At 72.4% G+C, this 22425-nt stretch carries 19 protein-coding genes; 10 read left to right on the forward strand and 9 right to left on the reverse strand.

The window, feature by feature from the left end:
- Together CP984_RS29555 and CP984_RS29560 are read right to left on the reverse strand one after the other, a co-directional pair.
- Entirely contained in the window at positions 1-1626 is a 1626-nt protein-coding gene (locus tag CP984_RS29555; protein WP_003982845.1) for a multicopper oxidase family protein, read from the reverse strand.
- A 94-nt stretch (positions 1627-1720) separates the two neighbouring features.
- The gene (locus CP984_RS29560; protein WP_003982844.1) at positions 1721-2221 is read right to left on the reverse strand and encodes a hypothetical protein; all 501 of its coding nucleotides are present in this window, start codon (positions 2219-2221) and stop codon (positions 1721-1723) included.
- Positions 2222-2332: 111 nt separating this feature from the next.
- On the opposite strand from CP984_RS29560, the gene CP984_RS29565 reads away from it, so the two are divergent.
- Positions 2333-3037 carry a DUF998 domain-containing protein gene (locus CP984_RS29565; protein WP_003982843.1) on the forward strand — a complete coding sequence of 235 codons (705 nt, stop codon included), beginning with the start codon at positions 2333-2335 and terminating at the stop codon, positions 3035-3037.
- Positions 3034-3936 (forward strand): alpha/beta fold hydrolase, encoded by a 903-nt coding sequence (locus tag CP984_RS29570; protein ID WP_003982842.1) that lies wholly within the window; start codon positions 3034-3036, stop codon positions 3934-3936. The genes CP984_RS29565 and CP984_RS29570 overlap by 4 nt, the downstream gene beginning before the upstream one ends.
- Before the next feature lie 32 nt (positions 3937-3968).
- Here CP984_RS29570 and CP984_RS29575 read toward each other — a convergent pair whose 3' ends face one another.
- Positions 3969-4586: a mycothiol-dependent nitroreductase Rv2466c family protein gene (locus CP984_RS29575; RefSeq protein ID WP_003982841.1), complete on the reverse strand. Its 618-nt coding sequence runs from the start codon at positions 4584-4586 to the stop codon at positions 3969-3971.
- 298 nt (positions 4587-4884) lie between these two features.
- Here CP984_RS29575 and CP984_RS29580 point away from each other — a divergent pair, with 298 nt between their 5' ends.
- Together CP984_RS29580 and CP984_RS29585 are read left to right on the forward strand one after the other, a co-directional pair.
- Complete coding sequence (locus CP984_RS29580; protein WP_003982840.1) at positions 4885-6246, forward strand: glutamine synthetase family protein; 1362 nt, start codon at positions 4885-4887, stop codon at positions 6244-6246.
- Positions 6243-9278, forward strand: coding sequence for a bifunctional [glutamine synthetase] adenylyltransferase/[glutamine synthetase]-adenylyl-L-tyrosine phosphorylase (locus CP984_RS29585; protein ID WP_003982839.1), 3036 nt, complete (start codon positions 6243-6245; stop codon positions 9276-9278). Before CP984_RS29580 ends, CP984_RS29585 begins: the two co-directional genes overlap by 4 nt.
- A 25-nt stretch (positions 9279-9303) precedes the next feature.
- Here CP984_RS29585 and CP984_RS29590 read toward each other — a convergent pair whose 3' ends face one another.
- From CP984_RS29590 to CP984_RS29600, 3 genes are all read right to left on the reverse strand, one after another.
- On the reverse strand, positions 9304-10140 hold the full coding sequence (locus CP984_RS29590; RefSeq protein ID WP_003982838.1) for a phosphatase PAP2 family protein: 837 nt from the start codon (positions 10138-10140) through the stop codon (positions 9304-9306).
- A 95-nt stretch (positions 10141-10235) separates the two neighbouring features.
- Positions 10236-11306 carry a LacI family DNA-binding transcriptional regulator gene (locus CP984_RS29595; RefSeq protein WP_003982837.1) on the reverse strand — a complete coding sequence of 357 codons (1071 nt, stop codon included), beginning with the start codon at positions 11304-11306 and terminating at the stop codon, positions 10236-10238.
- 95 nt (positions 11307-11401) lie between these two features.
- On the reverse strand, positions 11402-13009 hold the full coding sequence (locus CP984_RS29600; protein ID WP_003982836.1) for a glycoside hydrolase family 13 protein: 1608 nt from the start codon (positions 13007-13009) through the stop codon (positions 11402-11404).
- A gap of 354 nt (positions 13010-13363) precedes the next feature.
- Here CP984_RS29600 and CP984_RS29605 point away from each other — a divergent pair, with 354 nt between their 5' ends.
- From CP984_RS29605 to CP984_RS29625, 5 genes are read left to right on the forward strand one after another with little or no spacing between them, the layout of a single operon-like run.
- Positions 13364-14632: an extracellular solute-binding protein gene (locus tag CP984_RS29605; RefSeq protein WP_030181101.1), complete on the forward strand. Its 1269-nt coding sequence runs from the start codon at positions 13364-13366 to the stop codon at positions 14630-14632.
- Positions 14633-14646: 14 nt separating this feature from the next.
- Complete coding sequence (locus CP984_RS29610) at positions 14647-15615, forward strand: carbohydrate ABC transporter permease (protein WP_043977770.1); 969 nt, start codon at positions 14647-14649, stop codon at positions 15613-15615.
- On the forward strand, positions 15615-16454 hold the full coding sequence (locus tag CP984_RS29615) for a sugar ABC transporter permease (protein ID WP_003982833.1): 840 nt from the start codon (positions 15615-15617) through the stop codon (positions 16452-16454). Before CP984_RS29610 ends, CP984_RS29615 begins: the two co-directional genes overlap by 1 nt.
- Before the next feature lies 1 nt (position 16455).
- On the forward strand, positions 16456-18060 hold the full coding sequence (locus CP984_RS29620; RefSeq protein ID WP_003982832.1) for a glycoside hydrolase family 13 protein: 1605 nt from the start codon (positions 16456-16458) through the stop codon (positions 18058-18060).
- Positions 18048-19190 carry a LacI family DNA-binding transcriptional regulator gene (locus tag CP984_RS29625; protein WP_371281059.1) on the forward strand — a complete coding sequence of 381 codons (1143 nt, stop codon included), beginning with the start codon at positions 18048-18050 and terminating at the stop codon, positions 19188-19190. Before CP984_RS29620 ends, CP984_RS29625 begins: the two co-directional genes overlap by 13 nt.
- Here CP984_RS29625 and CP984_RS29630 read toward each other — a convergent pair.
- The gene (locus CP984_RS29630; RefSeq protein ID WP_003982830.1) at positions 19153-19854 is read right to left on the reverse strand and encodes a GAF and ANTAR domain-containing protein; all 702 of its coding nucleotides are present in this window, start codon (positions 19852-19854) and stop codon (positions 19153-19155) included. The genes CP984_RS29625 and CP984_RS29630 overlap by 38 nt on opposite strands.
- 61 nt (positions 19855-19915) lie before the next feature.
- Entirely contained in the window at positions 19916-20656 is a 741-nt protein-coding gene (locus CP984_RS29635) for a GAF and ANTAR domain-containing protein (protein ID WP_003982829.1), read from the reverse strand.
- Positions 20657-21045: 389 nt separating this feature from the next.
- Between CP984_RS29635 and CP984_RS29640 the strand changes: the two genes are divergently transcribed.
- Positions 21046-21711 (forward strand): maltokinase N-terminal cap-like domain-containing protein, encoded by a 666-nt coding sequence (locus CP984_RS29640; RefSeq protein ID WP_003982828.1) that lies wholly within the window; start codon positions 21046-21048, stop codon positions 21709-21711.
- Here CP984_RS29640 and CP984_RS29645 read toward each other — a convergent pair.
- Complete coding sequence (locus CP984_RS29645) at positions 21677-22417, reverse strand: class I SAM-dependent methyltransferase (RefSeq protein ID WP_003982827.1); 741 nt, start codon at positions 22415-22417, stop codon at positions 21677-21679. The genes CP984_RS29640 and CP984_RS29645 overlap by 35 nt on opposite strands.
- Positions 22418-22425 lie beyond the last annotated feature (8 nt).

The raw sequence follows: 22425 nt of genomic DNA on the forward strand, positions 1-22425 counted from the left end.
CTACTTCTGGTACCCGAGAACCGTCATCATCCCCGACTCCGCGTGGTAGACGTTGTGGCAGTGCAGCATCCACAGGCCCGGGTTGTCGGCGTCGAGATCGACGTCCAGGCGGCGGCCCGGCAGCACGATCGCGGTGTCCTTGCGCGGTCCGCCGTCCGGCAGCGCGAAGGTGTGCCCGTGCAGGTGCATCGGGTGCCACATCGTGGTGCTGTTGCGGAACGACAGCCGTACGCGCTCCCCGGAACGCACCGGATAGCGCTGCGACGGCGTGTACTTCCTGCCGTTGACCGCCCAGTCGTACTTCGCCATGGAGCCGGTGAGGTCGAACCGGATCGTGCGGTCCGGCGCGCGCGACGCCAGGCGCACCGGCCCGTCGGCCTTGAGCCGGTCGGCCGTCAGCAGCCGTCCGTCCAGCTCCTTCGGCCGTACGGACGCGTCGGGCGCCGCGCCGTCGGCGGTGCGCAGCAGGGCCAGCCCGGTGCGCTTCTTGCCCTCGGCGAGCGCGGTCAGCGGGAAGACGCCGTCCCCGGCGGTGACCACCACGTCGTAGCGCTCGCCCATGCCCAGCAGCAGGGCGTCCGTGGCGGCGTGGACGACGGGGTAGCCGTCGGTGTGCGTCACCGTCATGGTGTGGCCGCCGAGCGCGACGCGGTAGGCGGTGTCCCCTCCGGCGTTGATGAAGCGGATGCGGATACGGTCGCCGGGCTTGGCGCGGAAGGTCCGCGGGTCCTCCGGGGTACGGCCGTTGACCAGGTGGTACGGGTAGTCCACGTCACCCGCGTCCCCGCCGAGCAGCTTGCTGGTGGCGCCCATCAGCATGCGGGAGGGGCCGGTGGGGGTGGGCGCCTTGCGGCCGCCCATGGAGTGCGCGCCGTGATCCATCCCGCCGTGGCCGCCCATGTCCATGCCGCCGTGGTCCATCCCGCCGGAACCGGACCCGTGGTCCATGCCGCCCATGCCCTTGGACAGTTCGGCCAGCACCGCGTCCGGCGTGCTGCCGTCCACCCCGTCGACCCAGTCGTCCAGGACGACGACCCACTCCTTGTCGTACTTCAGCGGCTCCTTCGGGTCCTCGACGATCAGCGGCGCGTACAGGCCGCGGTCCTGTTGCACGCCCGAGTGCGGGTGGAACCAGTACGTGCCGGGGTGGCTGACGGCGAAGCGGTACGTGAACGAGCCGCCCGCCTTGACCGGGCGCTGGGTCACGTCCGGTACGCCGTCCATGTCGTTGCGCAGGGCCAGGCCGTGCCAGTGCAGGGACGTGGCCTCGGGCAGGTGGTTGGCGAGCGTCAGCTCCAGGGTGTCGCCCGCGGTGACCCGTACCTCCTTGCCGGGCAGTTCGTCCCCATAGGCCCAGCTGCCGACCGTACGGCCGCCCAGGTCGAGCTTGGCCGCGGTGGCGGTCAGCGCCACCTTCCGTACGGGGCCGGAGCCGCGCTCGGCCTCGGCGGCGGCCACCTCCGGGCCGTCGGGGGAGACGTAACCGCCCGGCGCCTCGGCCGGGTGGCCGGCGCCGCCGTGGCCGGCGTGGCCTTTCTGGTCGGCGGACGAACAGGCGGCGAGCAGGCCGCTGCCGGCGGCCGCGATGCCCGCGCCGAGTACGGCGCGGCGGGTGTGCGTACGCATGATGGAGAAACACCTCGTGGTGGAGTGCGGTCTGTGGTGAGTGCGCGGGGGCCGGGCCGCGGACGCGCGCGGGCGTCGGCGGCCGGCCGCGCTTCTACACGCGCAGGACCGAGAGCCGGGCGAGGTGCTTGTGGCGGGGGACCGGTGGTGGCAGGGGCCGCAGGCCGCGCAGCAGCCGGGCCCGTACGGCGGCGAGGAGGTCGGCGGCGCGCCGCCCCAGCAGCCGTCCCGTACGGACCAGGACGAGCACCCACAGGGAGAGCACGGCCAGGCAGACCGCGCCGGGGTTCATGGCGTGGTCGTCGTCGGCGATGGAGGAGGCACGGACCGTGAGGTGCCGGGCTGCGTGTTCCTGGGTTGTGTGTCGCTGGGCTGCGTGCTCTTGGTGCGGGCCCGGCATCGGCTGCGCGTGTTCCTGGTGCGCCGCGGCCATCGGCCGGTGCGCCGCGCCCATCGCCCCCGACCCGTGGCCGCCCACCGGATGCCCCAGCGTGTGCATCCCGACGATGCCGACGATCAGCGCGGCGAACAGCAGCAGGCGGCCGCACCATGCGGCGGCCTTCCCCTGTCCACGTCCACGCGTCGCGTACGGCATCTCTGCACGGCCTCCCGGAATCCCTGCCCAGCACCCTACCCCTGCGGGGTATGCCGCCCCAGGGCCGCCCGGCCCTCCCCCGGCCATCGACTTTGCTTATCCTTGACCTTGATGTCCGTGCAGACGAGCAAGAGCCGCCGCGCCGCCCCCGTCCTCCTCCTGCTCGGAGCGGTGGCGTACACCGCGTGGGTGCTGGAGGTGGTGCTGTCCACCGGCCTCGATCCGGTACGGACGTACGTCAGCGAACTGGCCGCCGCCGATCAGCCGCTCGGCGGCCTGTTCCGCGCCACGGACCTGGCCGCCGGGGTGCTGGTGCTGGCCGGTGCGGTGGCCGCGCTGCTCACACTGGAGCGGCGGCCCTGGGCGACGGCGGGCTGGGCCGCGCTCGCGCTCTTCGGCGGCGCCACCGCCGTCGACTCCCGGCTGCCGCTGAGCTGCGCGCCGACCAGCGACCCGGAGTGCGCGGCCCGCGAGACGGCGGGCCTGGTGCCAGCCACCCACACCGCGCACGCGATCAGCAGTTCGCTGGCCATGGTGGGCGCGCTGGCCGGTCTCGTCCTGCTGACCGTCGCCGCCCGCCGGTACGGCTGGTGGCCGCCGCTCGGCCGGATCGCGCCGTGGCTGACCGCCGCCGAACTGGCCGCCACCGTCTGGACCCTCTCCTCCATCGCCGCCTTCACCGAGGGCCACGGCACCTGGGCGCTCGGCGTCGGCCAGCGCCTCCAGGTCCTGCTGGTCGCCCTGTACGTGGGCCTGCTCGCGTGGTGTGTCGGGCGAGCGGGCACCACTACGGGGAGAGAAGGGGGAACGGCATGAGCAGGGACGGCGGCAAGCGCAAGGGCCCGGCCCCCGGCCGCATGCTGCGCGTGGACGGCACGGTGCTGCACGTCCTGTGCGAGGGCGGCGGGCCGGTGTGCGTGCTCAGCGGCGGGCTGGGCATGAGCTGGTTCGACTGGGACCCGGTCGCGGCCCGGCTCGCCCCGCACCGTACGGTCGTCCGCTTCGACCGGCCCGGCCTCGGGCTGAGCGCGCCCGCCACCGGACCGCCCACCGCGGCGGGCGAGGCCGCCCGGATCGCGCGCGTCCTGGACGCGCTCGGCCTGTACGGGCCGTGCACGGTCGTCGGTCACAGCCTGGCCGCCTTCCACGCCGAGGCGTTCGCCCGGCTCCACCCGGAGCGCGCCGCCGGCCTCGTGCTCGTCGACGGCAGCGTGGAGGAGGACCCGCGCCCGCGGCTGCCGCGTACGGTCCGTACGGCCTGGGCCGGGGGCCTCGCGTCCCTCCTGTCGGCCGCCGGGCTGCCCCGCGCCCTCGGACCCACCGCGCGCCGTCTGACCGTCCGCGCCTCGACCGTGCGCAACCACCCGCGCGGCCCCCACGAGGCCGGTGCCTACCGCACCAGCCGGGTGCTGCGCGCCTGCGCCATGGAGAACGCGACCTACGCCTACCAGGCCGCAGAGGTCGCCGCGCTGCGCCCGGACCATCCGCTGCGGGGCGTGCCGGTGACGGTCCTGGCGGCGTACGACGGCAGCGAGACACCGCGCGAACTGCGCTGGCTGGAGCGTCAGCGGGCACTGGCCACCCAGCTCGGCGGCGCCTTCGCGGTCGCCGCCCCGGCCGGACACCTGATCATGGCCGACGCGCCGGACGCGGTGGCCACGGCCGTGCTGTCCCTGACCGCCGACCCGGACCTCGAAGGGCCGCGCGGGCGCTGACCGAGCGTTTCGCCCTGTGAGCCCGGAAGCGGTCACGGCTTGGCGGTGCGCCGCGCCCGCAGCTCGAAGAAGTGCGGTACGGACGCCGCGCCGACGACGGCGTCCCACAGCCGGTCGGCCTCCGCGCCGGTGGGCGTGGGCGCCACCACGGGCCCGAAGAAGCCGCGTTCGCCGCGGGGCGTGGTGATGACCGTGACGGGCGAGCCCGCGTTCTTGCCGGAGAACTCCTGCGCCTGCTCGCGGGCGCGGGCCACCTGCCGGTCCAGCGCGGCGTCGTGCAGCACGTCGGCATAGGTCGCGGCGCCCGCCTCGGCCAGGCAGCGTTCGGCCAGCTCCGGCGACGGGTCCGCGCCGCCGTCGAACACCGCGGCGCCGTACGCGGCGTACACCGTGCCGGTCAGGGTGTCCCGGCCGTCGGCGTGCGCGGCCTCGGCCAGCCGCAGCAGGCAGCGGCTCCCGGCGGCGGCCGGGCGGCGCTCGTCGGGCAGCTTGTCCAGCGGCGCGCCGTCGGTCAGGTCGAAGGCGCGGTAGGACAGCGGGATGCCCCGGCGCCCCGTGGCGTCCACCAGCCAGCGCGAGGTGCGCCAGGTCCAGGGGCACGCGGAGTCGAAGTGGAACGTCACGGCCGTGACGTCGAAGTGCTTGCTCACGGGTTCTCCTCGGCCGTCGGCGGGCACTCGGGGGGAGGCGCGGACCAGGACCGGTCCGGCGCGGCGGTACGGTCCCGGGCACCCGCGGAACAAAGCGGGAAGAACCGGGCCGCCCTCTCCCGGGGTACCGCCCGTCGCACCCGGGCAAACGTGCCGGAGCCGCCGTGCGGCCCGGCGGTTCTGTTCCCGGCCGAGGGTGCGTAATGTGACGGTAACCCCCTCACGTGATACTGGTGTGCCACACCTCGTTGACCTGCGGGGGTGGACAGGCCGATTGACCTGCGAGGATTGGTGAGCCATGGACAAGCAGCAGGAGTTTGTGCTCCGTACGCTGGAGGAGCGCGACATCCGCTTCGTACGACTGTGGTTCACCGATGTACTGGGGTTCCTGAAGTCCGTCGCGGTCGCCCCCGCCGAGCTTGAGCAGGCGTTCGACGAGGGCATCGGCTTCGACGGCTCCGCGATCGAGGGCTTCGCGCGGGTATACGAATCCGACATGATCGCCAAGCCGGACCCGGGCACCTTCCAGATCCTGCCGTGGCGCGCCGAGGCCCCCGGCACCGCCCGGATGTTCTGCGACATCCTGATGCCGGACGGCTCCCCGTCCTACGCCGACCCGCGCTACGTCCTCAAGCGCATCCTGGCCAAGACCTCCGACCTCGGCTTCACCTTCTACACCCACCCCGAGATCGAGTTCTTCCTGCTCAAGGACAAGCCGGTGGACGGCACCCGGCCCAGCCCCGCGGACTCCTCCGGCTACTTCGACCACACCCCGCAGAACGTCGGCATGGACTTCCGCCGCCAGGCGATCACCATGCTCGAATCCATGGGCATCTCGGTGGAGTTCAGCCACCACGAGGGCGCGCCGGGACAGCAGGAGATCGACCTGCGCTACGCCGACGCGCTGTCCACCGCCGACAACATCATGACGTTCCGTCTGGTGATGAAGCAGGTGGCGCTGGAGCAGGGCGTGCAGGCGACGTTCATGCCCAAGCCGTTCTCCGAATACCCGGGTTCGGGCATGCACACCCACCTCTCGCTCTTCGAGGGCGACCGCAACGCCTTCCACGAGTCCGGCGCCGAATACCAGCTCTCCAAGGTGGGCCGCTCCTTCATCGCGGGCCTGCTGCGGCACGCGGGAGAGATCTCCGCCGTCACCAACCAGTGGGTCAACTCCTACAAGCGCATCTGGGGCGGCGCCAACCGCACCGCGGGCGCCGGCGGCGAGGCCCCCTCGTACATCTGCTGGGGCCACAACAACCGCTCCGCCCTCATCCGCGTGCCGATGTACAAGCCCGGCAAGATGGGCTCCACCCGGGTCGAGGTCCGCTCCATCGACTCCGGCGCCAACCCCTACCTGACGTACGCGGTGCTGCTCGCCGCCGGCCTCAAGGGGATCGAGGAGGGCTACGAGCTACCGGCGGGCGCCGACGACGACGTCTGGGCGCTGTCCGACTCCGAGCGCCGCGCCCTGGGCATCGAGCCGCTCCCGCAGAACCTCGGCGAGGCCATCGACCTGATGGAGCGCAGCGAGCTGGTCGCGGAGACCCTCGGCGAGCACGTCTTCGACTTCTTCCTGCGCAACAAGAAGCAGGAATGGGAGGAGTACCGCTCCGAGGTGACCGCGTTCGAACTGCGCAAGATGCTGCCGGTCCTGTGACCGCGCACCCCGCTCCGCAGCATCCGGGGCGGCGCAGCAGCGCCTTCTCCCGGCTGCTGCGGTACGGCTTCACCGACCCGTCGGCGGCCGGGCGGCTCCTTCAGGCGCCCGAACTGGCCGCCGTACGGGACGACTCGGTGCTCCTGGAGGCGCTGGGCGCCACCGCCGACCCGGACCTGGCGCTGACCGCGCTGGTCCGGCTGGCCGAGGCGCAGGACGAGGACGAGCGGCAGACGCTGCTGTCCACGCTGATCACCGCGAAGCCGCTGCGCGACCGGCTGCTGGGCGTGCTCGGCGCGTCCGAGGCGCTCGGCGACCACCTCGTACGGCATCCGCGCGACTGGCACTCGCTGGTCACCTACGAGGCGGCCGACCTGCACCCGGCCACGCCCGAGTTCGAGGCGGCGCTCGCCGAGGGCGTCTGGGGCGAGCCGGGCCGGGAGCGGCCGCGCCCGGACGCGCTGCGCGCCGCGTACCGCCGCTGCCTGCTCGGCATCGCCGCGCGCGACGTGTGCGGGACCACCGACCTGGCCGAGACCGCCGCCGAACTGGCCGACCTGGCGACCGCGACGGTACGCGCCGCGCTGGTGATCGCCGCCGAGGAGCAGCCCACCGACGCCGCCGCCTGCCGCCTCGCGGTCATCGCGATGGGCAAGTGCGGCGGGCGGGAGCTGAACTACGTCTCGGACGTGGACGTCATCTTCGTCGCCGAGGCGCGCGACGGCACCGAGGAGCCCAAGGCCCTCCAGGCCGCCACCCGGCTGGCGGGCCGGATGATGCGGGTGTGCTCCGACGTCACCGCCGAGGGCACGATCTGGCCGGTGGACGCCAACCTGCGCCCCGAGGGCCGCAACGGACCGCTCGTCCGCACCCTCAACAGCCACCTCGCCTACTACGAACGCTGGTCCAAGACCTGGGAGTTCCAGGCCCTGCTGAAGGCCCGGCCGATGGCGGGCGACGCGGAGCTGGGCAAGGAGTACGTGGCCGCCGTCACCCCGCTGGTCTGGCAGGTCTCCGAGCGCGAGAACTTCGTGAGCGACGTACGGCAGATGCGCCGCCGCGTCGTGGAGAACATCCCCGCCGCCCAGGTCGACCGCGAGCTGAAGCTGGGCCCCGGCGGGCTGCGCGACGTCGAATTCGCCGTCCAGCTGCTCCAGTTGGTGCACGGGCGCAGCGACGCGACGCTGCACAGCCCGACCACCCTCGACGCCCTCTCGGCCCTGGCCGCCGGCGGCTATGTGGGCCGCGAGGACGCCAAGGCCCTGGACGCCGCGTACTGCTTCCTGCGCACCCTCGAACACCGCATCCAGCTCTACAAGATGCGCCGCACCCACCTGATGCCCGAGGACGAGCCCGACCTGCGGCGCCTGGCCCGTTCCATGGGGATGCGCACCGAGCCGGTGGAGACGCTGCGCAAGGAGTGGAAGTGGCACGCCCGCGAGGTGCGGCGGCTGCACGAGAAGCTGTTCTACCGGCCGCTGCTGGACGCCGTGGCGCACCTGGAGGCGGGCGGTACCCGGCTCTCCGCCAAGGCCGCCGGCCAGCGCCTCGAAGCGCTCGGCTACGCCGACCCGGTCGCCGCCCTGCGCCACCTCGAAGCGCTGGCCTCCGGCGTCACCCGCAAGGCCGCCATCCAGCGCACCCTGCTGCCCGTCCTGCTGGCCTGGTTCGCCGACTCCGCCGACCCGGACGCCGGACTGCTCAACTTCCGCAAGGTCTCCGACGCGCTCGGCAAGACGCCCTGGTACCTGCGGCTGCTGCGCGACGAGGGCGCCGCGGCCGAGAACCTGGCCCGCGTCCTGTCGGCCGGCCGCCTGGCCCCCGACCTGCTGCTGCGCGCGCCCGAGGCGGTCGCGCTGCTCGGCGCCAAGGACGGCTTGCAGCCGCGCGGCCGGGCCGCCCTGGAGCAGGAGGTGCTGGCCGCGGTCGGCCGCGCGGAGAATGCCGAGCAGGCCGTGGCGGCGGCCCGCGGCGTACGGCGGCGGGAGCTGTTCCGTACGGCGGCGGCCGACCTGATCGGCGCGTACGGCACCGACGGCCACCCCGCCGAGCAGGACCGCGGGCACGCCGCCGACGTGATCGGCGGCGCCGTCTCCGACCTGACCGCCGCCACCATCGCGGGCGCGCTCCGCGCCGCCGTACGCGACCAGTGGGGCGACACCCTGCCCACCCGCTTCACCGTCATCGGCATGGGCCGCTTCGGCGGCCACGAGCTGGGCTACGGCTCGGACGCCGACGTGCTCTTCGTGCACGAGCCGCGCGAGGGCGCCGACGAGCAGGAGGCCGCCAAGGCCGCGCACGCCGTCGCCAACGAGATGCGCCGCCTCCTCCAGCTGCCGTCGTCCGACCCGCCGCTGCCCATCGACGCCGATCTGCGCCCGGAGGGCAAGACCGGCCCGCTGGTGCGCACGCTCTCCTCCTACGCCGCCTACTACCGGCGCTGGTCGCTCGTCTGGGAGGCGCAGGCCCTGCTGCGCGCCGAGCCGGTCGCGGGCGACGCGGAGCTGGGGGAGCGGTTCATCGAGCTGGTCGATCCGCTGCGCTACCCGGTGGAGGGCCTGGGCGAGGACGCCGTACGCGAGATCCGCCGGCTCAAGGCCCGGATGGAGACCGAACGGCTGCCGCGCGGCGCCGACCCGACCACCCACACCAAGCTCGGCCGCGGCGGCCTGAGCGACGTGGAGTGGACCGTGCAGCTGCTCCAGATGCAGCACGCCTGGGCGGAGCCGGGCCTGCGCACGACCCGTACGCGTACGGCGCTGGCCGCGGCCCGCGACGCCGGGCTGCTCGCCACGGAGGACGCGCAGATCCTCGACGAGGCGTGGGTGCTCGCGTCGCGGGTGCGCAACGCGGTGATGCTGGTACGGGGCCGCCCCGGCGACACGTTCCCGTCCGACGCGCGGGAGCTGGCGGCGGTCGGCCGCTACCTCGGCTACGAGGAGGGGCACGTCGGGGAGATGCTGGACGACTACCGGCGGACCACGCGCCGGGCCCGTGCGGTGGTCGAGACGATCTTCTACGGGGCGTCCTGAGGCGGGCGCCGGGGGCGCGGCGGCCTCAGACCGCGGCGACCCGGCGCGGCAGCCGGTGCGGCAGCGCCGCGTACCAGGCGAAGGCCAGGCCGATGCCGAAGGCCAGGCACAGGATGCCGCCCACCGCGTCCAGCCAGAAGTGGTTGGCGGTGGAGACGATCACCACGAGGGTGGTGGCCGGGTAGAGCAGGCCCAGCACCTTGGCCCAGACGGGCCGGGCGATCAGCGCGATCATCACGCCGCACCACAGCGACCAGCCGATGTGCATCGAGGGCATCGCCGCGTACTGGTTGGACATCGAGGCGAGGTTGCCGGAGGCCATCGAACCCCAGGTGTGGTGGACGATGACGGTGTCGATGAAGCCGCCGCCGTTCATCAGGCGGGGCGGGGCCAGCGGATAGAGGTAGTAGCCGAGCAGGGCGACGCCGGTGGTCGCGAAGAGCGCGAGGCGGGCGGCGGCGTAGCGGCCGGGGTGCCAGCGGTAGAGCCAGACCAGCACCCCGATGGTCAGTATGAAGTGCAACGTGGCGTAGTAGTAGTTCATCGAGACGATGAGCCAGGTCACCGAGTCCACGGCGTGGTTGACGGTCTTCTCCACCGCTATGCCGAGGGTCTGCTCGGCCCGCCAGATCCAGTCCGCGTTCTTCAGCGCCTGGGCCTTCTGCTCGGGCACGGCGTTGCGGATCATGGAATAGACCCAGTAGCTGACCGCGATCAGCAGGATCTCGAACCAGAGCCGTGGGGTGCGGGGGGAGCGCAGACGGACCAGCCGGCCACCGAAGGACGCGCTCGGCGCGTCGTCCTCGGCGGGCGGCGGTACGGCCGTACGGCCGTCAAGAGTCTTCACATGCGCTTCACCCATAGGCAGACAGTCTGCCAGAAAGGGGTCCGCGGCCGATCACCCTCCGGTCGGGTCCCGAGCGGCCCCGCGTAGCACTTCAGGGGGAGGGGGAACCCTTACGTACGGCTTCCATCCGTATCAGAGGAGACGGCCGGACGGGGAATCCGGGCGGTCTTCGGAACGGAGGCGGTCGATCCGCGGACCACCAGCTCCGGGTGGAAGACGTACTCGCTGTGCGGCGCCGGGGTGCCGCCGACCTCCTCCAGTAGCGCGCGCACGGCCGCCTGGCCCATTGCGGTGACCGGCTGCCGGATCGTGGTCAGCGGCGGGTCCGTGAAGGCGATCAGCGGGGAGTCGTCGTAGCCGACGACGGAGACGTCCCTCGGCACGTCCAGGCCCTGCTGCCGGGCCGCCCGGATCGCGCCCAGCGCCATCATGTCGCTGGCGCACACCACCGCCGTGCAGCCGCGGGAGATCAGCGAGGCGGCCGCGGCCTGCCCGCCCTCCAGGGTGTACAGGGAGTGCTGGACCAGTTCCTCGGCGGCGGCCCGGTCCAGGCCCAGCTGCTCGCGCATGCTGTGCAGAAAGCCCTCGATCTTGCGCTGCACGGGCACGAAGCGCTTCGGGCCGAGCGCCAGCCCGATCCGCTCGTGGCCCAGCGCCGCCAGATGGGTGACGGCGAGGCGGATCGCGGCCCGGTCGTCGGGCGAGATGAACGGCGCCCGCACCTTGTCGGAGAAGCCGTTGATCAGGACGAAGGGCACGCCCTGGCCGCGCAGCTGCTCATAGCGCTGCATGTCGGCGGAGGTGTCGGCGTGCAGCCCGGAGACGAAGATGATCCCGGCGACGCCGCGGTCCACCAGCATCTCGGTCAGCTCGTCCTCGGTGGAGCCGCCCGGCGTCTGGGTGGCCAGTACCGGGGTGTAGCCCTGGCGGGTCAGCGCCTGGCCGATGACCTGCGCGAACGCCGGGAAGATCGGATTGTCCAGCTCCGGCGTTATCAGGCCGACCAGCCCGGCGCTGCGCTGCCGCAGCCGTACCGGACGCTCGTACCCGAGCACGTCGAGCGCGGCCAGCACGGACTGGCGGGTGGTCGCGGAGACGCCGGGTTTCCCGTTGAGCACCCGGCTGACGGTGGCCTCGCTGACACCCGCCTGCGCTGCGATATCGGCCAGCCGGGCGGTCATGGGTGGGACTGTACCGGTCGCCTCCCGGATTGCCCACGTTGCCCGCACCCACGACGGGCGGGCGGCGCTGCGGGCCCGCCCGCCGGAGCCGCCCCTCAGAGCCCCCACCAGGTGCAGGAGTCGCCCGGCAGCAGGGCGGTGTCCCCTTCGGCCGCGAGCGTCGTGGAGGAGAGCAGCACCCGCCCGGGGCGGGGGAGTTCGACGGCGCGGTCCAGGGTGTTGAGGGTGCACAGCAGGTCGGTGTGGCCCGAGCGGCCGGTACGGGTGAAGGCCAGCACCCCGTCGGGTGCGTCCGTCCAGGCCAGACTCCCGTCGCCGAGGCTGGTGTGGGCGCGGCGCAGGGCGAGCGCCGCGCGGTACAGCTCCAGGGTGGAGGCCGGGTCGCCGGTCTGGGCCCGTACGGACAGGTCCTTCCAGGCGCGCGGCTGCGGCAGCCAGCTGCCGCCGGGCCCGAAGCCGTACGCGGCCGTCTCGCCGCACCACGGCAGCGGCACCCGGCAGCCGTCGCGGTGCCCGTCCTGCCCGTCGCCGCGGAAGAACGCCGGGTCCTGGCGGACCTCGTCGGGCAGATCGGTGACCTCGGGCAGGCCCAGTTCCTCGCCCTGGTAGAGGTAGGCCGAGCCGGGCAGCGCGAGCATCATGAGCGTGGCGGCGCGGGCCCGCCGCAGGCCGCCGAGCCGGGTGGTGTGGCGCACCACGTCGTGGTTGGAGAGCACCCAGGAGGTGGTGGCGCCGACCGAGGCGGTCGCGGCGAGCGAGGCGTCGATGATCGCGCGCAGTGAGGCGGCGGACCAGTCGGCGGTCAGGAACTGGAAGTTGAACGCCTGGTGCAGCTCGTCGGGGCGTACGTACAGGGCCAGGCGCTCGGGGGAGGGCGCCCAGGCTTCGGCGACGCCGATGCGCTCGCCGGGGTAGGAGTCCAGCAGGCGCCGCCAGGTGCGGTGGATCTCGTGGACGCCGTCCTGGTCGAAGAAGGGCAGCACCTGGCTGCCGATGAGCTTGGCCTGTTCCTTGTGGCCGATGTCCGGCAGCCCCGCCGCCTTGATCATGCCGTGTGCCACGTCGATGCGGAAGCCGTCCACCCCGAGGTCGAGCCAGAAGCGCAGGATGGCCTCGAACTCGGCGTGCACCTCCGGGTTCTCCCAGTTCAGATCGGGCTGTTCCGGGGCGAACAGGTGCAGATACCAGTCGCCGCGTCCGGTGCGGGTCCAGGCGGGCCCGCCGAAGACCGACTCCCAGTCGTTGGGCGGCAGCTCGCCGTCCGCGCCCTTGCCGGCTCTGAAGATGTAGCGCTGCCGGGCCAGTTCCGGGTCCTGGAACCAGGGGTGCTGGTCGGAGGTGTGGTTGGGCACGATGTCGACGATCACCCGCAGGCCCAGCGTGTGCGCGGCCCGTACGAGGTCGTCGGCGTCCTGGAGGCTGCCGAACAGCGGGTCGACGGAGCGGTGGTCGGCGACGTCGTATCCGCCGTCGGCCTGCGGCGAGGCGTAGAACGGGGTGAGCCAGACGGCGTCCACGCCCAGGTCCCGCAGGTACGGCAGGCGCTCCCGGGCGCCGCGCAGGTCGCCGATCCCGTCGCCGTCGCAGTCCGCGAAGGAGCGTACGTACACCTGGTAGATGACGGCGTCGCGCCACCAGCCCGTACGGCCGCCGGGGGTGTGGACCGCGCGGGCGGGGTCGGTCGAAGTCAGCTCCTGGGTCATCTGGCATCCCTGTTGAGAGTGGGGCGATTCGGGGCAGAGCGTCCATGCATCGTCTTGCAGGGTCCAGGCATCGATCGACGGACGGTCGTCTACGGGATCAACGCGCGGGGCACGGCGGGGTGACGGCCGGTGACCGGCACAAGTCCCAGGTGGGCGGCCTGTTGGGGTGCGCGGGGCGCGGTGTGCGCGGGCGCCGCCCCCGGCAAACCGTTCCAGCGACTTTGCAGAAAGTTGCCGCAAGGTCTTTCGAATTCATTTCCGCGCTGTTACGTTCCTGTCCGCCATCACAGGCGTTCCGAACGGCCGTACGAGGCGTTCCGGCGCCATCTCGGGCGTTCCCCTGAAGGAGTTCACATGCGGCGTGGCATGGTGACCACCGCGTTGGTCGCGGGTCTGGCAATGGCGGCGACGGCGTGCGGAGGTGGCGGCGGCGGAGGCGACCAGCAGAGCGGGGGCGAGCTGTCGGGCACCGTGACCTTCTGGGACACCTCCAACGACGCCGAGAAGGCGACGTACAAGAAGCTGGCCGAGGACTTCGAGAAGGAGCACCCGAAGGTCGACGTCAAGTACGTCAGCGTCCCGTTCGGCGACGCCAACGCCAAGTTCAAGAACGCCGCGGGCGGCGGGGCCGGCGCGCCCGACGTGATGCGCACCGAGGTCGCCTGGGTCGCCGACTTCGCCAACCTCGGCTATCTCGCGCCGCTGGACGACACCCCGGCCCTGGACAACCCGGGCGACTACCTCCCGCAGGCGCTCGGCAGCACCAGGTTCAAGGACAAGACGTACGCGGTGCCGCAGGTCACCGACACCCTCGGCCTCTTCTACAACAAGCGGCTCCTCAAGGAGGCCGGTGTCGAGGTCCCCAAGACCTTCGCCGAGCTGTCCGCCGCCGCCAAGAAGATCAAGGACAAGACCGGCGCCACCGCGCTCTACCTGCGCGGCGACGACCCGTACTGGTTCCTGCCGTACCTCTACGGCGAGGGCGGCAACATGGTCGACGCGCGCGACAAGATCGTGGAGATCGACGACGACGCGGGCGTCAAGGCGTTCAAGGCGATCAAGGACCTGGTCGACTCCAAGGCCGCCGTCACCGACGCCACCGACGGCCAGGAGAACCAGCTCAAGGCCCTCAAGGACGGCAGTGTCGCGATGGCCGTCAGCGGCCCGTGGGACATCGAAGGCGTCCGCGCGGGCAAGGAGTTCAAGGACAAGAAGAACCTGGGCGTCGCACCCGTGCCCGGCGGCAGCGCCTCGCAGGGCTCCCCGCAGGGCGGCTGGAACCTCTCCGTCTACGCCGGCTCGAAGAACCTCCAGGCGTCCTACGCCTTCGTGAAGTACATGAGCTCGGCGAAGGTGCAGCAGCAGACCACCGAGAAGCTGAGCCTGCTGCCCACCCGCAAGTCGGTGTACGAGCTCCCCTCCGTCAAGAACAACGAGATGGTCGGCTTCTTCAAGCCCGCCGTCGACAAGGCCGTCCAGCGCCCGTGGATCGCCGAGGGCAACTCCCTCTTCGAGCCGATCAAGGTCCAGATGAACAAGGTCCTCACCGGCGCCGCCACCCCCGAACAGGCCGCCAAGGCCGTCGGCGACAGCTACCGCAAGATCCTCAAGGACTACAAGTGACGGACGCGGTACGGATGTCCCGGGCCCGGCGGAAGGCGGCCGCGTCCGCCGGTGCGCCGGGCCGGGTACGCAAGGCCCTGGCCACCCACTGGTACGCCTGGACCATGGTCGCCCCGGTGGTGCTCGTCATCGGCGTCATCATCGGCTACCCGCTGGTCCGCGGCCTGTACCTGTCGCTGACCGACGCCAACGAGGCCAACGTCGAGCGCAACATCGGCATGAACCACATCCCGGCCACCTACCGGTTCACCGGCCTGGACAACTACACCGAGATCCTCGGCGACGGCGTCTTCTGGAGCCGGCTCGGCTGGACCGTGGTGTGGACGGTGGCCTGCGTCGGTCTCACCTTCGCCATCGGCCTGACCCTGGCCAACCTGCTCAACCGCAAGCTCCGGGGGCGCACCTTCTACCGGCTGGCGCTGATCCTGCCCTGGGCGATCCCCGCCTTCGTCTCCGTCTTCACCTGGCGGCTGCTCTACAACGAGAAGAACGGCCTGCTGAACAAGCTGCTGGCGGGCGGCGGCATCGACGCGGTGCCGTGGCTGAACGACCCGACCTGGGCCAAGCTGTCGGTCATCGCCGTCAACGTCTGGCTGGGCGTACCGTTCATGCTCGTCGCGCTGCTCGGCGGTCTCCAGTCGATCCCGGGCGAGCTGTACGAGGCGGCGGAGATGGACGGGGCGGGCGCCTGGCAGCGGTTCCGCAACATCACCCTGCCCAGCCTGCGCGGGGTGAGCAGTACCGTGATCCTGCTCTCCACCATCTGGACGTTCAACATGTTCCCGGTGATCTATCTGCTCACCCGGGGCGGTCCGGGCGACGCCACGGAGATCCTGGTGACGTACGCCTACCGGCTCTCCTTCGTCGACAGTCCGCGGGACTTCTCCGGCTCGGCCGCCTGGGGCGTGCTGATCCTGCTCCTGCTGTCCATGATCGCGGTGGTCTACCGCCGTTCGCTCCGCAAGCAGGGAGAGGTGTGGTGATGAACAAGCCCCTGCGCGGCAAGCGCAGCCCGCTGGCGTCCGTCGGCCTGCACGTGACCCTCCTGACCGCCGCCGTCATCGCGGTCTTCCCGCCGCTGTGGCTGCTGGTCACCTCCTTCAAGCCGAAGAACGACGCCTTCACCACCGGCCTGGTCAGCAACTTCACGTTCGCCAACTACCGGCATGTGGTGGCCGACACCCAGTTCCTGACCTGGTTCGGCAACTCGGTGGTCGTCGTCGGTGTCACCACCGTCCTCGGCGTCTTCGTCGCGGCCACCACCGGCTACGCCGTCAGCCGCTTCCGCTTCCCGGGCATGCGCCCGCTGATGTGGCTGCTGCTGATCACGCAGATGTTCCCGGTCGCGGTGCTGATCGTGCCGCTGTACAACCTGATGGCGAGCCTGGGCCTGCTCAACCAGCCGGCCGGTCTGGTCATCACGTACCTGACCATCGCCGTACCGTTCTGCGCCTGGATGATGAAAGGTTTCTTCGACACCATCCCGGTGGAGATCGACGAAGCCGGACGCGTCGACGGCCTCAACCCCTTCGGCACCTTCTGGCGCCTGGTCCTGCCGCTGGCCCGCCCCGGCCTGGCCGTCACCGGCTTCTACACCTTCGTGACGGCCTGGGCCGAGGTCGCGTACGCCTCCGCCTTCATGACCGGTGAGGAGAACCTGACCCTCGCCGGCGGCCTGCAGACCTTCGTCAACCAGTACCTCAACGACTGGGGCTCGATGACCGCCGCCGCCGTGATCATCGCGGTGCCCGCCGCCCTGGTCTTCGCCTTCGCCCAGCGCCACCTCGTCGCCGGACTGACCGCCGGCACCACCAAGGGATGACATGACCACCCAGCACACCGACGCCACCGGAGCGACCGCCGAGACCCAGTGGTGGCGCGACGCGGTGATCTACCAGGTCTATCCGCGCAGCTTCGCCGACGGCAACGGCGACGGCATGGGGGACCTGCCCGGCATCCGCGCCCGCCTGCCGTACCTCAGGGACCTCGGCGTCGACGCGGTCTGGCTCAGCCCCTTCTACTCCTCCCCGCAGGCCGACGCCGGTTACGACGTGGCCGACTACCGCGTCATCGACCCGGCCTTCGGCACCCTCGCCGACGCCGAGGCCGTCATCCGCGACGCGCACGGCCTGGGCCTGCGCATCATCGTGGACGTGGTCCCGAACCACTGCTCCGACCAGCACGCGTGGTTCCGGCAGGCGCTGGACGAGGGGCCCGGCTCGACGCTGCGCGAGCGCTTCCACTTCCGTAAGGGACGCGGCGAGAACGGCGAACTCCCGCCCAACGACTGGGAGTCCGTCTTCGGCGGCCCCGCCTGGACCCGCGTCGCGGACGGCGAGTGGTACCTCCACCTCTTCGCCCCCGAACAGCCCGACTTCAACTGGGACCACCCCGCCGTCCAGGACGAGTTCCGCTCCATCCTGCGCTTCTGGCTCGACCTCGGCGTGGACGGCTTCCGCATCGACGTGGCCCACGGCCTGGTCAAGGCGCCGGGACTGCCCGACATGGGCCACGCCGACCAGCTCAAACTGCTCGGCAACCAGGTGCTGCCCTTCTTCGACCAGGACGGCGTCCACGCGATCTACCGCTCCTGGCGCAAGGTCCTGGACGAGTACGCGGGCGAGCGCATCGGCGTGGCGGAAGCCTGGACCCCCAGCGCCGACCGCACCGCCCTGTACCTGCGCCCCGACGAGCTGCACCAGGCGTTCAACTTCCACTACCTGAACACCGGCTGGGACGCCGCCGGACTCCGCGCCGTCATCGACGCCTCCCTCGACGCGATGCGCCCGGTCGGCGCCCCCACCACCTGGGTCCTGTCCAACCACGACGTCGTACGGCACCGCACCCGCCTCGGCGGCGGCGAGCGCCGGGCCCGCGCCGCGGCCCTCCTCATGCTCGCGCTCCCCGGCTCCGCCTACGTCTACCAGGGCGAGGAACTGGGCCTGCCCGAGGTCACCGATCTGCCCGACGAGGTGCGCCAGGACCCGGCGTTCTTCCGGGGCGACGGGCAGGACGGCCTGCGCGACGGCTGCCGGGTGCCGATCCCGTGGTCCGGCGACTCCGCACCGTACGGCTTCGGTACGGGCGGCAGCTGGCTGCCGCAGCCACCGCAGTGGGCGCGGCTGAGTGTCGCCGCCCAGACCGGCGACCCGGCCTCCATGCTGGAGCTGTACCGTACGGCCCTCACGCTGCGCCGCGAGCACCCCGGCCTGGGCGCGGGCGACGCGGTCGAGTGGCTGGGCGCGCCCGAAGGCGTGCTGGCCTTCCGGCGCCCCGGCGGCTTCGTCTGCGTCGTGAACACGACCGCAGAACCGGTCCGCGCCCCGGCCGAGCCGTCCTGGCGCCTGCTGCTGGCCTCGTCCGACCTGCTCACCGTGGACGACGAGCTGATGATCCCGGCGGACACCGCCGTGTGGTGGGAGGCGTGACCGACCACCCCGACGTGCCGCCGGCCGGGGGCAACGGCCCCCGGCTGGCGCACATCGCCGCGCAGGCCCAGGTCAGCGAGGCGACGGTCAGCCGGGTGCTCAACGGGAAGGCTGGCGTGGCCCGGGGCACCCGGCAGCGGGTCCTGGCGGCCCTGGACCTACTCGGCGGCGAGCGCCCCGTACGGCTGCGGCGCACCAGCGCGGGCCTGGTCGGCCTGATCGTCCCGGAGCTGACCAACCCGATCTTCCCGGCCTTCGCCCAGCTCATCGAACAGGCCCTGGCGGGCCACGGCTACACGCCCGTCCTGTGCACCCAGCTCCCCGGCGGGGCAACGGAAGACGAACTGGTCGAGCAGTTGGAAGCCCGCGGTGTCACCGGCATCATCTTCCTCTCCGGCCTCCACTCCGACAGCACCACCGACCCCGCCCGCTACACCCGCCTGACCGACCGCGGCGTCCCGTACGTCCTCATCAACGGCTACCACGAGGACATCGCCGCCCCCTTCGTCTCCCCGGACGACCGGGCGGCGGCCCGCATGGCCGTACGCCATCTCGCGGAACTCGGCCACCGCGCCATCGGCCTGGCCGTCGGCCCGGCCCGCTACGTCCCCTCGCGCCGCAAGGCCGAAGGCTTCGCAACGGCCCTCACCGACACCCTCGGCCTACGACGCGAACAGGCCGAACGCCTCATCCGCCACACCCTCTTCGGCGTCGAAGGCGGCCACGCGGCAGCCGCCTCCCTGCTGGACGCCGGCTGTACGGCGGTCGTCTGCGGCAGCGACCTGATGGCCCTCGGCGTCGTCCGCGCGGCACGGCAGCGCGGCCTCGACGTACCGGCCCGGGTCTCCGTCATCGGCTTCGACGACTCCCAGCTCATCGCCTTCACCGACCCACCGCTGACGACCGTCCGCCAGCCGGTGCGGGCGATGGCCACGGCGGCCGTGGACGCGCTGATCGAGGAGATCCGTGCGCGTGCGGACGGCGACCGGGGGCCGGACCGCCACACGGAGTTCGTCTTCCAGCCGGAGTTGGTGGTGCGGGGATCGACCGCCCCGGCCGCACCTCCGGCGGGCCCGGCCGCACCGGCCCGGTTCAGTGGTCCGGCGAAAGGCGGAGGGACCCGGCGATGATGCCGCGGGCGACGTGCAGCAGCGGCAGGTCGTGGCGCCAGGCGTGTGCGCGCAGGCGTACCAGGGCTTCGTCGATGGTCACGTCGAGCTGGGCGGTGAGCACGCCGGCGGCCTGATGGACCGCCGCGCGGTGCAGGTCGGGGCCCTGGGTTCCGGAGGCCAGGGCGTGGGTCGGTGTGTGCAGCAGCAGCTCCAGGGTGACCCGGGCGAACCGGGTGAAATCCTGGTACTGGCCGTCGGGGAAGGGCCCGGGGGCGGTGCGGTAGCCGGTCAGGACACCGGCAGTGGCGACGCCCAGCAGGAGCGGTACGGCGATGACGGCGCGGACCGGAGTGCGGCACGCGGCGGGGGCGAACAGCGGCCAGCGGTCGTTGGGGGCGGCGCCCAGGTCGGTTTCGATGACGGCATGTCCGGACCTGGCGGCCTCCAGGGTGGGGCCTTCGCCGAGGGTGTATTGCAGGTCCTCCAGCTCCGGGCCGAGCGGGTCGGCGGGATCGGCCCACAGCAGCTCCAGCATGCCGCGCCGGGAGCGCAGGGCGAGAGTCAGGGCGTCGAGGCGCAGGAGGCGGGCGGCCTCGGCTGCCGGCGCGTCGGTCAGGTCACCGCCGGTATCGGCGGTCCGGTACAGACTGTTCAGAAGATCGGTGAACTCACCGCGGACCATGACACGTCCCCCCCGGGCCGACCTGAGGGCAAGGAAACGACCGGCGATGAGGGGCCCCGGCTCATCGAGCGGGTTCGAGCAGATCGGTGGGCACGTCGCCCCGGGTGATCCGGGCCGCCAGGTCGGTGAGTTTCTGCTGCCGGGAGCGGGCATGGGCGCGCAGCCGCTGGAACGCCTCGTCCATATCGACGCCCAGGCGGGCGGAGAGCACCCCCTTGGCCTGTTCGATGACCAGGCGGCTGTCCAGGGCGGTCTGCAACTGGTCGAGCACCTGGTCCTTGTCGGCCAGCTGCTGCCGGAAGGCCAGGGCGGCACCGGCGGCGTCGGCGAGCGTCTGCGCCAGCCGCAGGTCGTGGGTACCGGGGAAGGGCGGCCCTGCCATCAGCAGGTTGAGGGCGCCCAGGGACAGTTGCGGCAGGTGGAGGTTCACCGCGGCCACCGCCGTGATCCCGGCCCGGCGGGCGCGGGGCGCGAAGCGCGGCCACCGGATGCTGGCCGGCGGCTCGGACAGCGAGAGCACCGGCAGCGGGCGGCGGGAACGGGCGCTGTCGAGGCAGGGGCCTTCGTTCAGTTCGATCTGGTCCTCTTCCAGGGCCAGGCACAGTTCGTCGGACGCGGTGACGTACACGACGCCGGTGCCGTCCGGCTCCAGGACGGTGATACCGGCGCTGCGTACGGGCAGCAGGGCGACCGCCTCGGCGGTCAGGTCGTGCAGCAGCTCCAGCGGGTCGAAGCCCGTACGGCGGTGTGCGAGGTCGAGAACGCCGTGGGCGATCCGCACTTCGCGATCGGTGGTGGTCATACGGCGCCTGCCAATCGACCGGCACCCGTCCCATGACGGCGGCGGGGGCAGGGCTGCGTCCGGCGGCGGGAAGTCATCGGCCCCTCCGTCAGGCCATGTCGCGCCCGCTGGCGAGGACTTCGCTGCTCGCCTCTCATCCCTGGCTCGCCCGCCCGAGGCCGCCGCGTCGGCCGGTTCCACGCAGCCCGGACAGCCTCACGGTGCGCTCGGGCGGGTACCCGTTCTCCGGGGTTTCAAACCGGGAGCGTTCGGTGTTCGCGTCCGTATGTGTCCACTTCGGCGTACGCCCGGTACGGCTTCGCAGCGATCAACGCGGATGACAGGATGGCCCTCCGCGACGGCCTCCAGCCGCGCCGCCGCAGCCACCACGGGAAAGGTGCCGGACGACCATGGCCATCATCCACCACACCACCCTCTCGCCCACCAAACTGGAACTGCTCGCCCCCTGGCTCCTCAAGCAGCCCTGGTACGCGGGCGACGGCCGCGCGCCGGAGCTGGCCAGGACGGGCGGCTTCCGGCTCGATGACCCAGAGGGCGAGGTCGGCATGGAATTCATGGTGGCCACCGATGCCGCCGGGCCCGAACCGGTGGCGTACCACGTCCCGTTCACCTACCGGGGCGCGCCCCTGGTCGGCGCCGACCACGCGCTGGTCGGCACGCTCGAACACGGCGTCCTGGGCAAGCGCTGGGTCTACGACGGTACCCACGACCCGGTCCTCGCCACCCAGCTCTTCGCCTGCCTCCTCGGCAAGGCCGCCCCCCAGGCCCAGAGCGAGACCGACGCCCTCGACCCCACCGTCCTCCCGCACTTCACGGAACCCGGCCACGAGGGGGCCACCGGGCCCGAGTCGGTGACGCAGAGCGCGTCCGCGACCGACATCCACATCCGGTCGTCCCGCCCGCTGGTCCTGCGCGTACACCGTGTGCTGACGGCGGGCGAGGAGCCGGCCGGTGGGGCGCTCGGTCACATCAGCGCTCCGTGGCCGGATGCGGCGGGGGAGAAGGCGCGCGGGGTGTTCGTCACGGTGCATGAGGGCGGGGAGTCCGGCAGCTGATCAGCGCGGCGTGCGGGCAGCGCAGGTACGGGGACCAGAAGTCGGTGCCGTACGAGCGCAGGGCGGCGGGGGACACCCGGAAGGGGTGCCAGTCGATGCCCGTGAACCCCGCGTCGAGCAGGGCCTGTTGGAGGGCGCGCCGGGTCCAGTGGCGTGCCTCGACGCTGACCTCGTACGCGTCGAAGCACAGCTCCAGGGTGATCCGTGAGGCGTCCGCGCGGGGCTCGTCCTCGTGCAGCCGGATGCCGTACCGCTCGTAGTACGTGGGCCGCCCGTCGTAGTCGGGATTGACGGGCAGCGCCACGAACAGGCCGCCCGGGACCAGTGCCCGGGCGGCCACCGCGCACAGCTCGACCAGCTCGTCGTACGCCGTCGCGTACGGCAGCACGTACACGCCGAGCGCGATGTCGAACGTGCCGTCCGCCGGTGGCTCGGTCGTGTACCGGATGCCGAGCGGTTCCCAGGACTCGCGGTCCGCGGCATGGGCGATCATGCCCGCGGAGATGTCGTAACCGACCACCCGCCCGGCGCCGGCCCGCCTGAGCATCCGGCAGTACTGGCCGGTGCCGCAGCCGATGTCCAGCACGGACCGGCCGGTGAGATCACCCAGCAGCTCCCGCACCGAGTACGACTCCAGGTCCCGCCGCCAGGGCAACTCGGCCATGTCCTCGTACAACCGGGCCAGCGCGTCGAACCGGCTGCGCATCGCGGGCC

This window comes from Streptomyces rimosus, assembly GCF_008704655.1.
In the GTDB taxonomy this organism is placed as follows: Bacteria; Actinomycetota; Actinomycetes; order Streptomycetales; family Streptomycetaceae; genus Streptomyces; species Streptomyces rimosus.

Coding starts and splice junctions, on each gene's coding strand:
- CP984_RS29595 (WP_003982837.1), bottom strand. CDS start 11,306: ATGACCGCCCGGCTGGCCGATATCGCAGCGCAGGCGGGTGTCAGCGAG.
- CP984_RS29645 (WP_003982827.1), bottom strand. CDS start 22,417: ATGCGCAGCCGGTTCGACGCGCTGGCCCGGTTGTACGAGGACATGGCC.
- CP984_RS29600 (WP_003982836.1), bottom strand. CDS start 13,009: ATGACCCAGGAGCTGACTTCGACCGACCCCGCCCGCGCGGTCCACACC.
- CP984_RS29560 (WP_003982844.1), bottom strand. CDS start 2,221: ATGCCGTACGCGACGCGTGGACGTGGACAGGGGAAGGCCGCCGCATGG.
- CP984_RS29615 (WP_003982833.1), top strand. CDS start 15,615: ATGAACAAGCCCCTGCGCGGCAAGCGCAGCCCGCTGGCGTCCGTCGGC.
- CP984_RS29620 (WP_003982832.1), top strand. CDS start 16,456: ATGACCACCCAGCACACCGACGCCACCGGAGCGACCGCCGAGACCCAG.
- CP984_RS29555 (WP_003982845.1), bottom strand. CDS start 1,626: ATGCGTACGCACACCCGCCGCGCCGTACTCGGCGCGGGCATCGCGGCC.
- CP984_RS29605 (WP_030181101.1), top strand. CDS start 13,364: ATGCGGCGTGGCATGGTGACCACCGCGTTGGTCGCGGGTCTGGCAATG.
- CP984_RS29630 (WP_003982830.1), bottom strand. CDS start 19,854: ATGGTCCGCGGTGAGTTCACCGATCTTCTGAACAGTCTGTACCGGACC.
- CP984_RS29580 (WP_003982840.1), top strand. CDS start 4,885: ATGGACAAGCAGCAGGAGTTTGTGCTCCGTACGCTGGAGGAGCGCGAC.
- CP984_RS29565 (WP_003982843.1), top strand. CDS start 2,333: ATGTCCGTGCAGACGAGCAAGAGCCGCCGCGCCGCCCCCGTCCTCCTC.
- CP984_RS29590 (WP_003982838.1), bottom strand. CDS start 10,140: ATGGGTGAAGCGCATGTGAAGACTCTTGACGGCCGTACGGCCGTACCG.
- CP984_RS29635 (WP_003982829.1), bottom strand. CDS start 20,656: ATGACCACCACCGATCGCGAAGTGCGGATCGCCCACGGCGTTCTCGAC.
- CP984_RS29570 (WP_003982842.1), top strand. CDS start 3,034: ATGAGCAGGGACGGCGGCAAGCGCAAGGGCCCGGCCCCCGGCCGCATG.
- CP984_RS29610 (WP_043977770.1), top strand. CDS start 14,647: ATGTCCCGGGCCCGGCGGAAGGCGGCCGCGTCCGCCGGTGCGCCGGGC.
- CP984_RS29640 (WP_003982828.1), top strand. CDS start 21,046: ATGGCCATCATCCACCACACCACCCTCTCGCCCACCAAACTGGAACTG.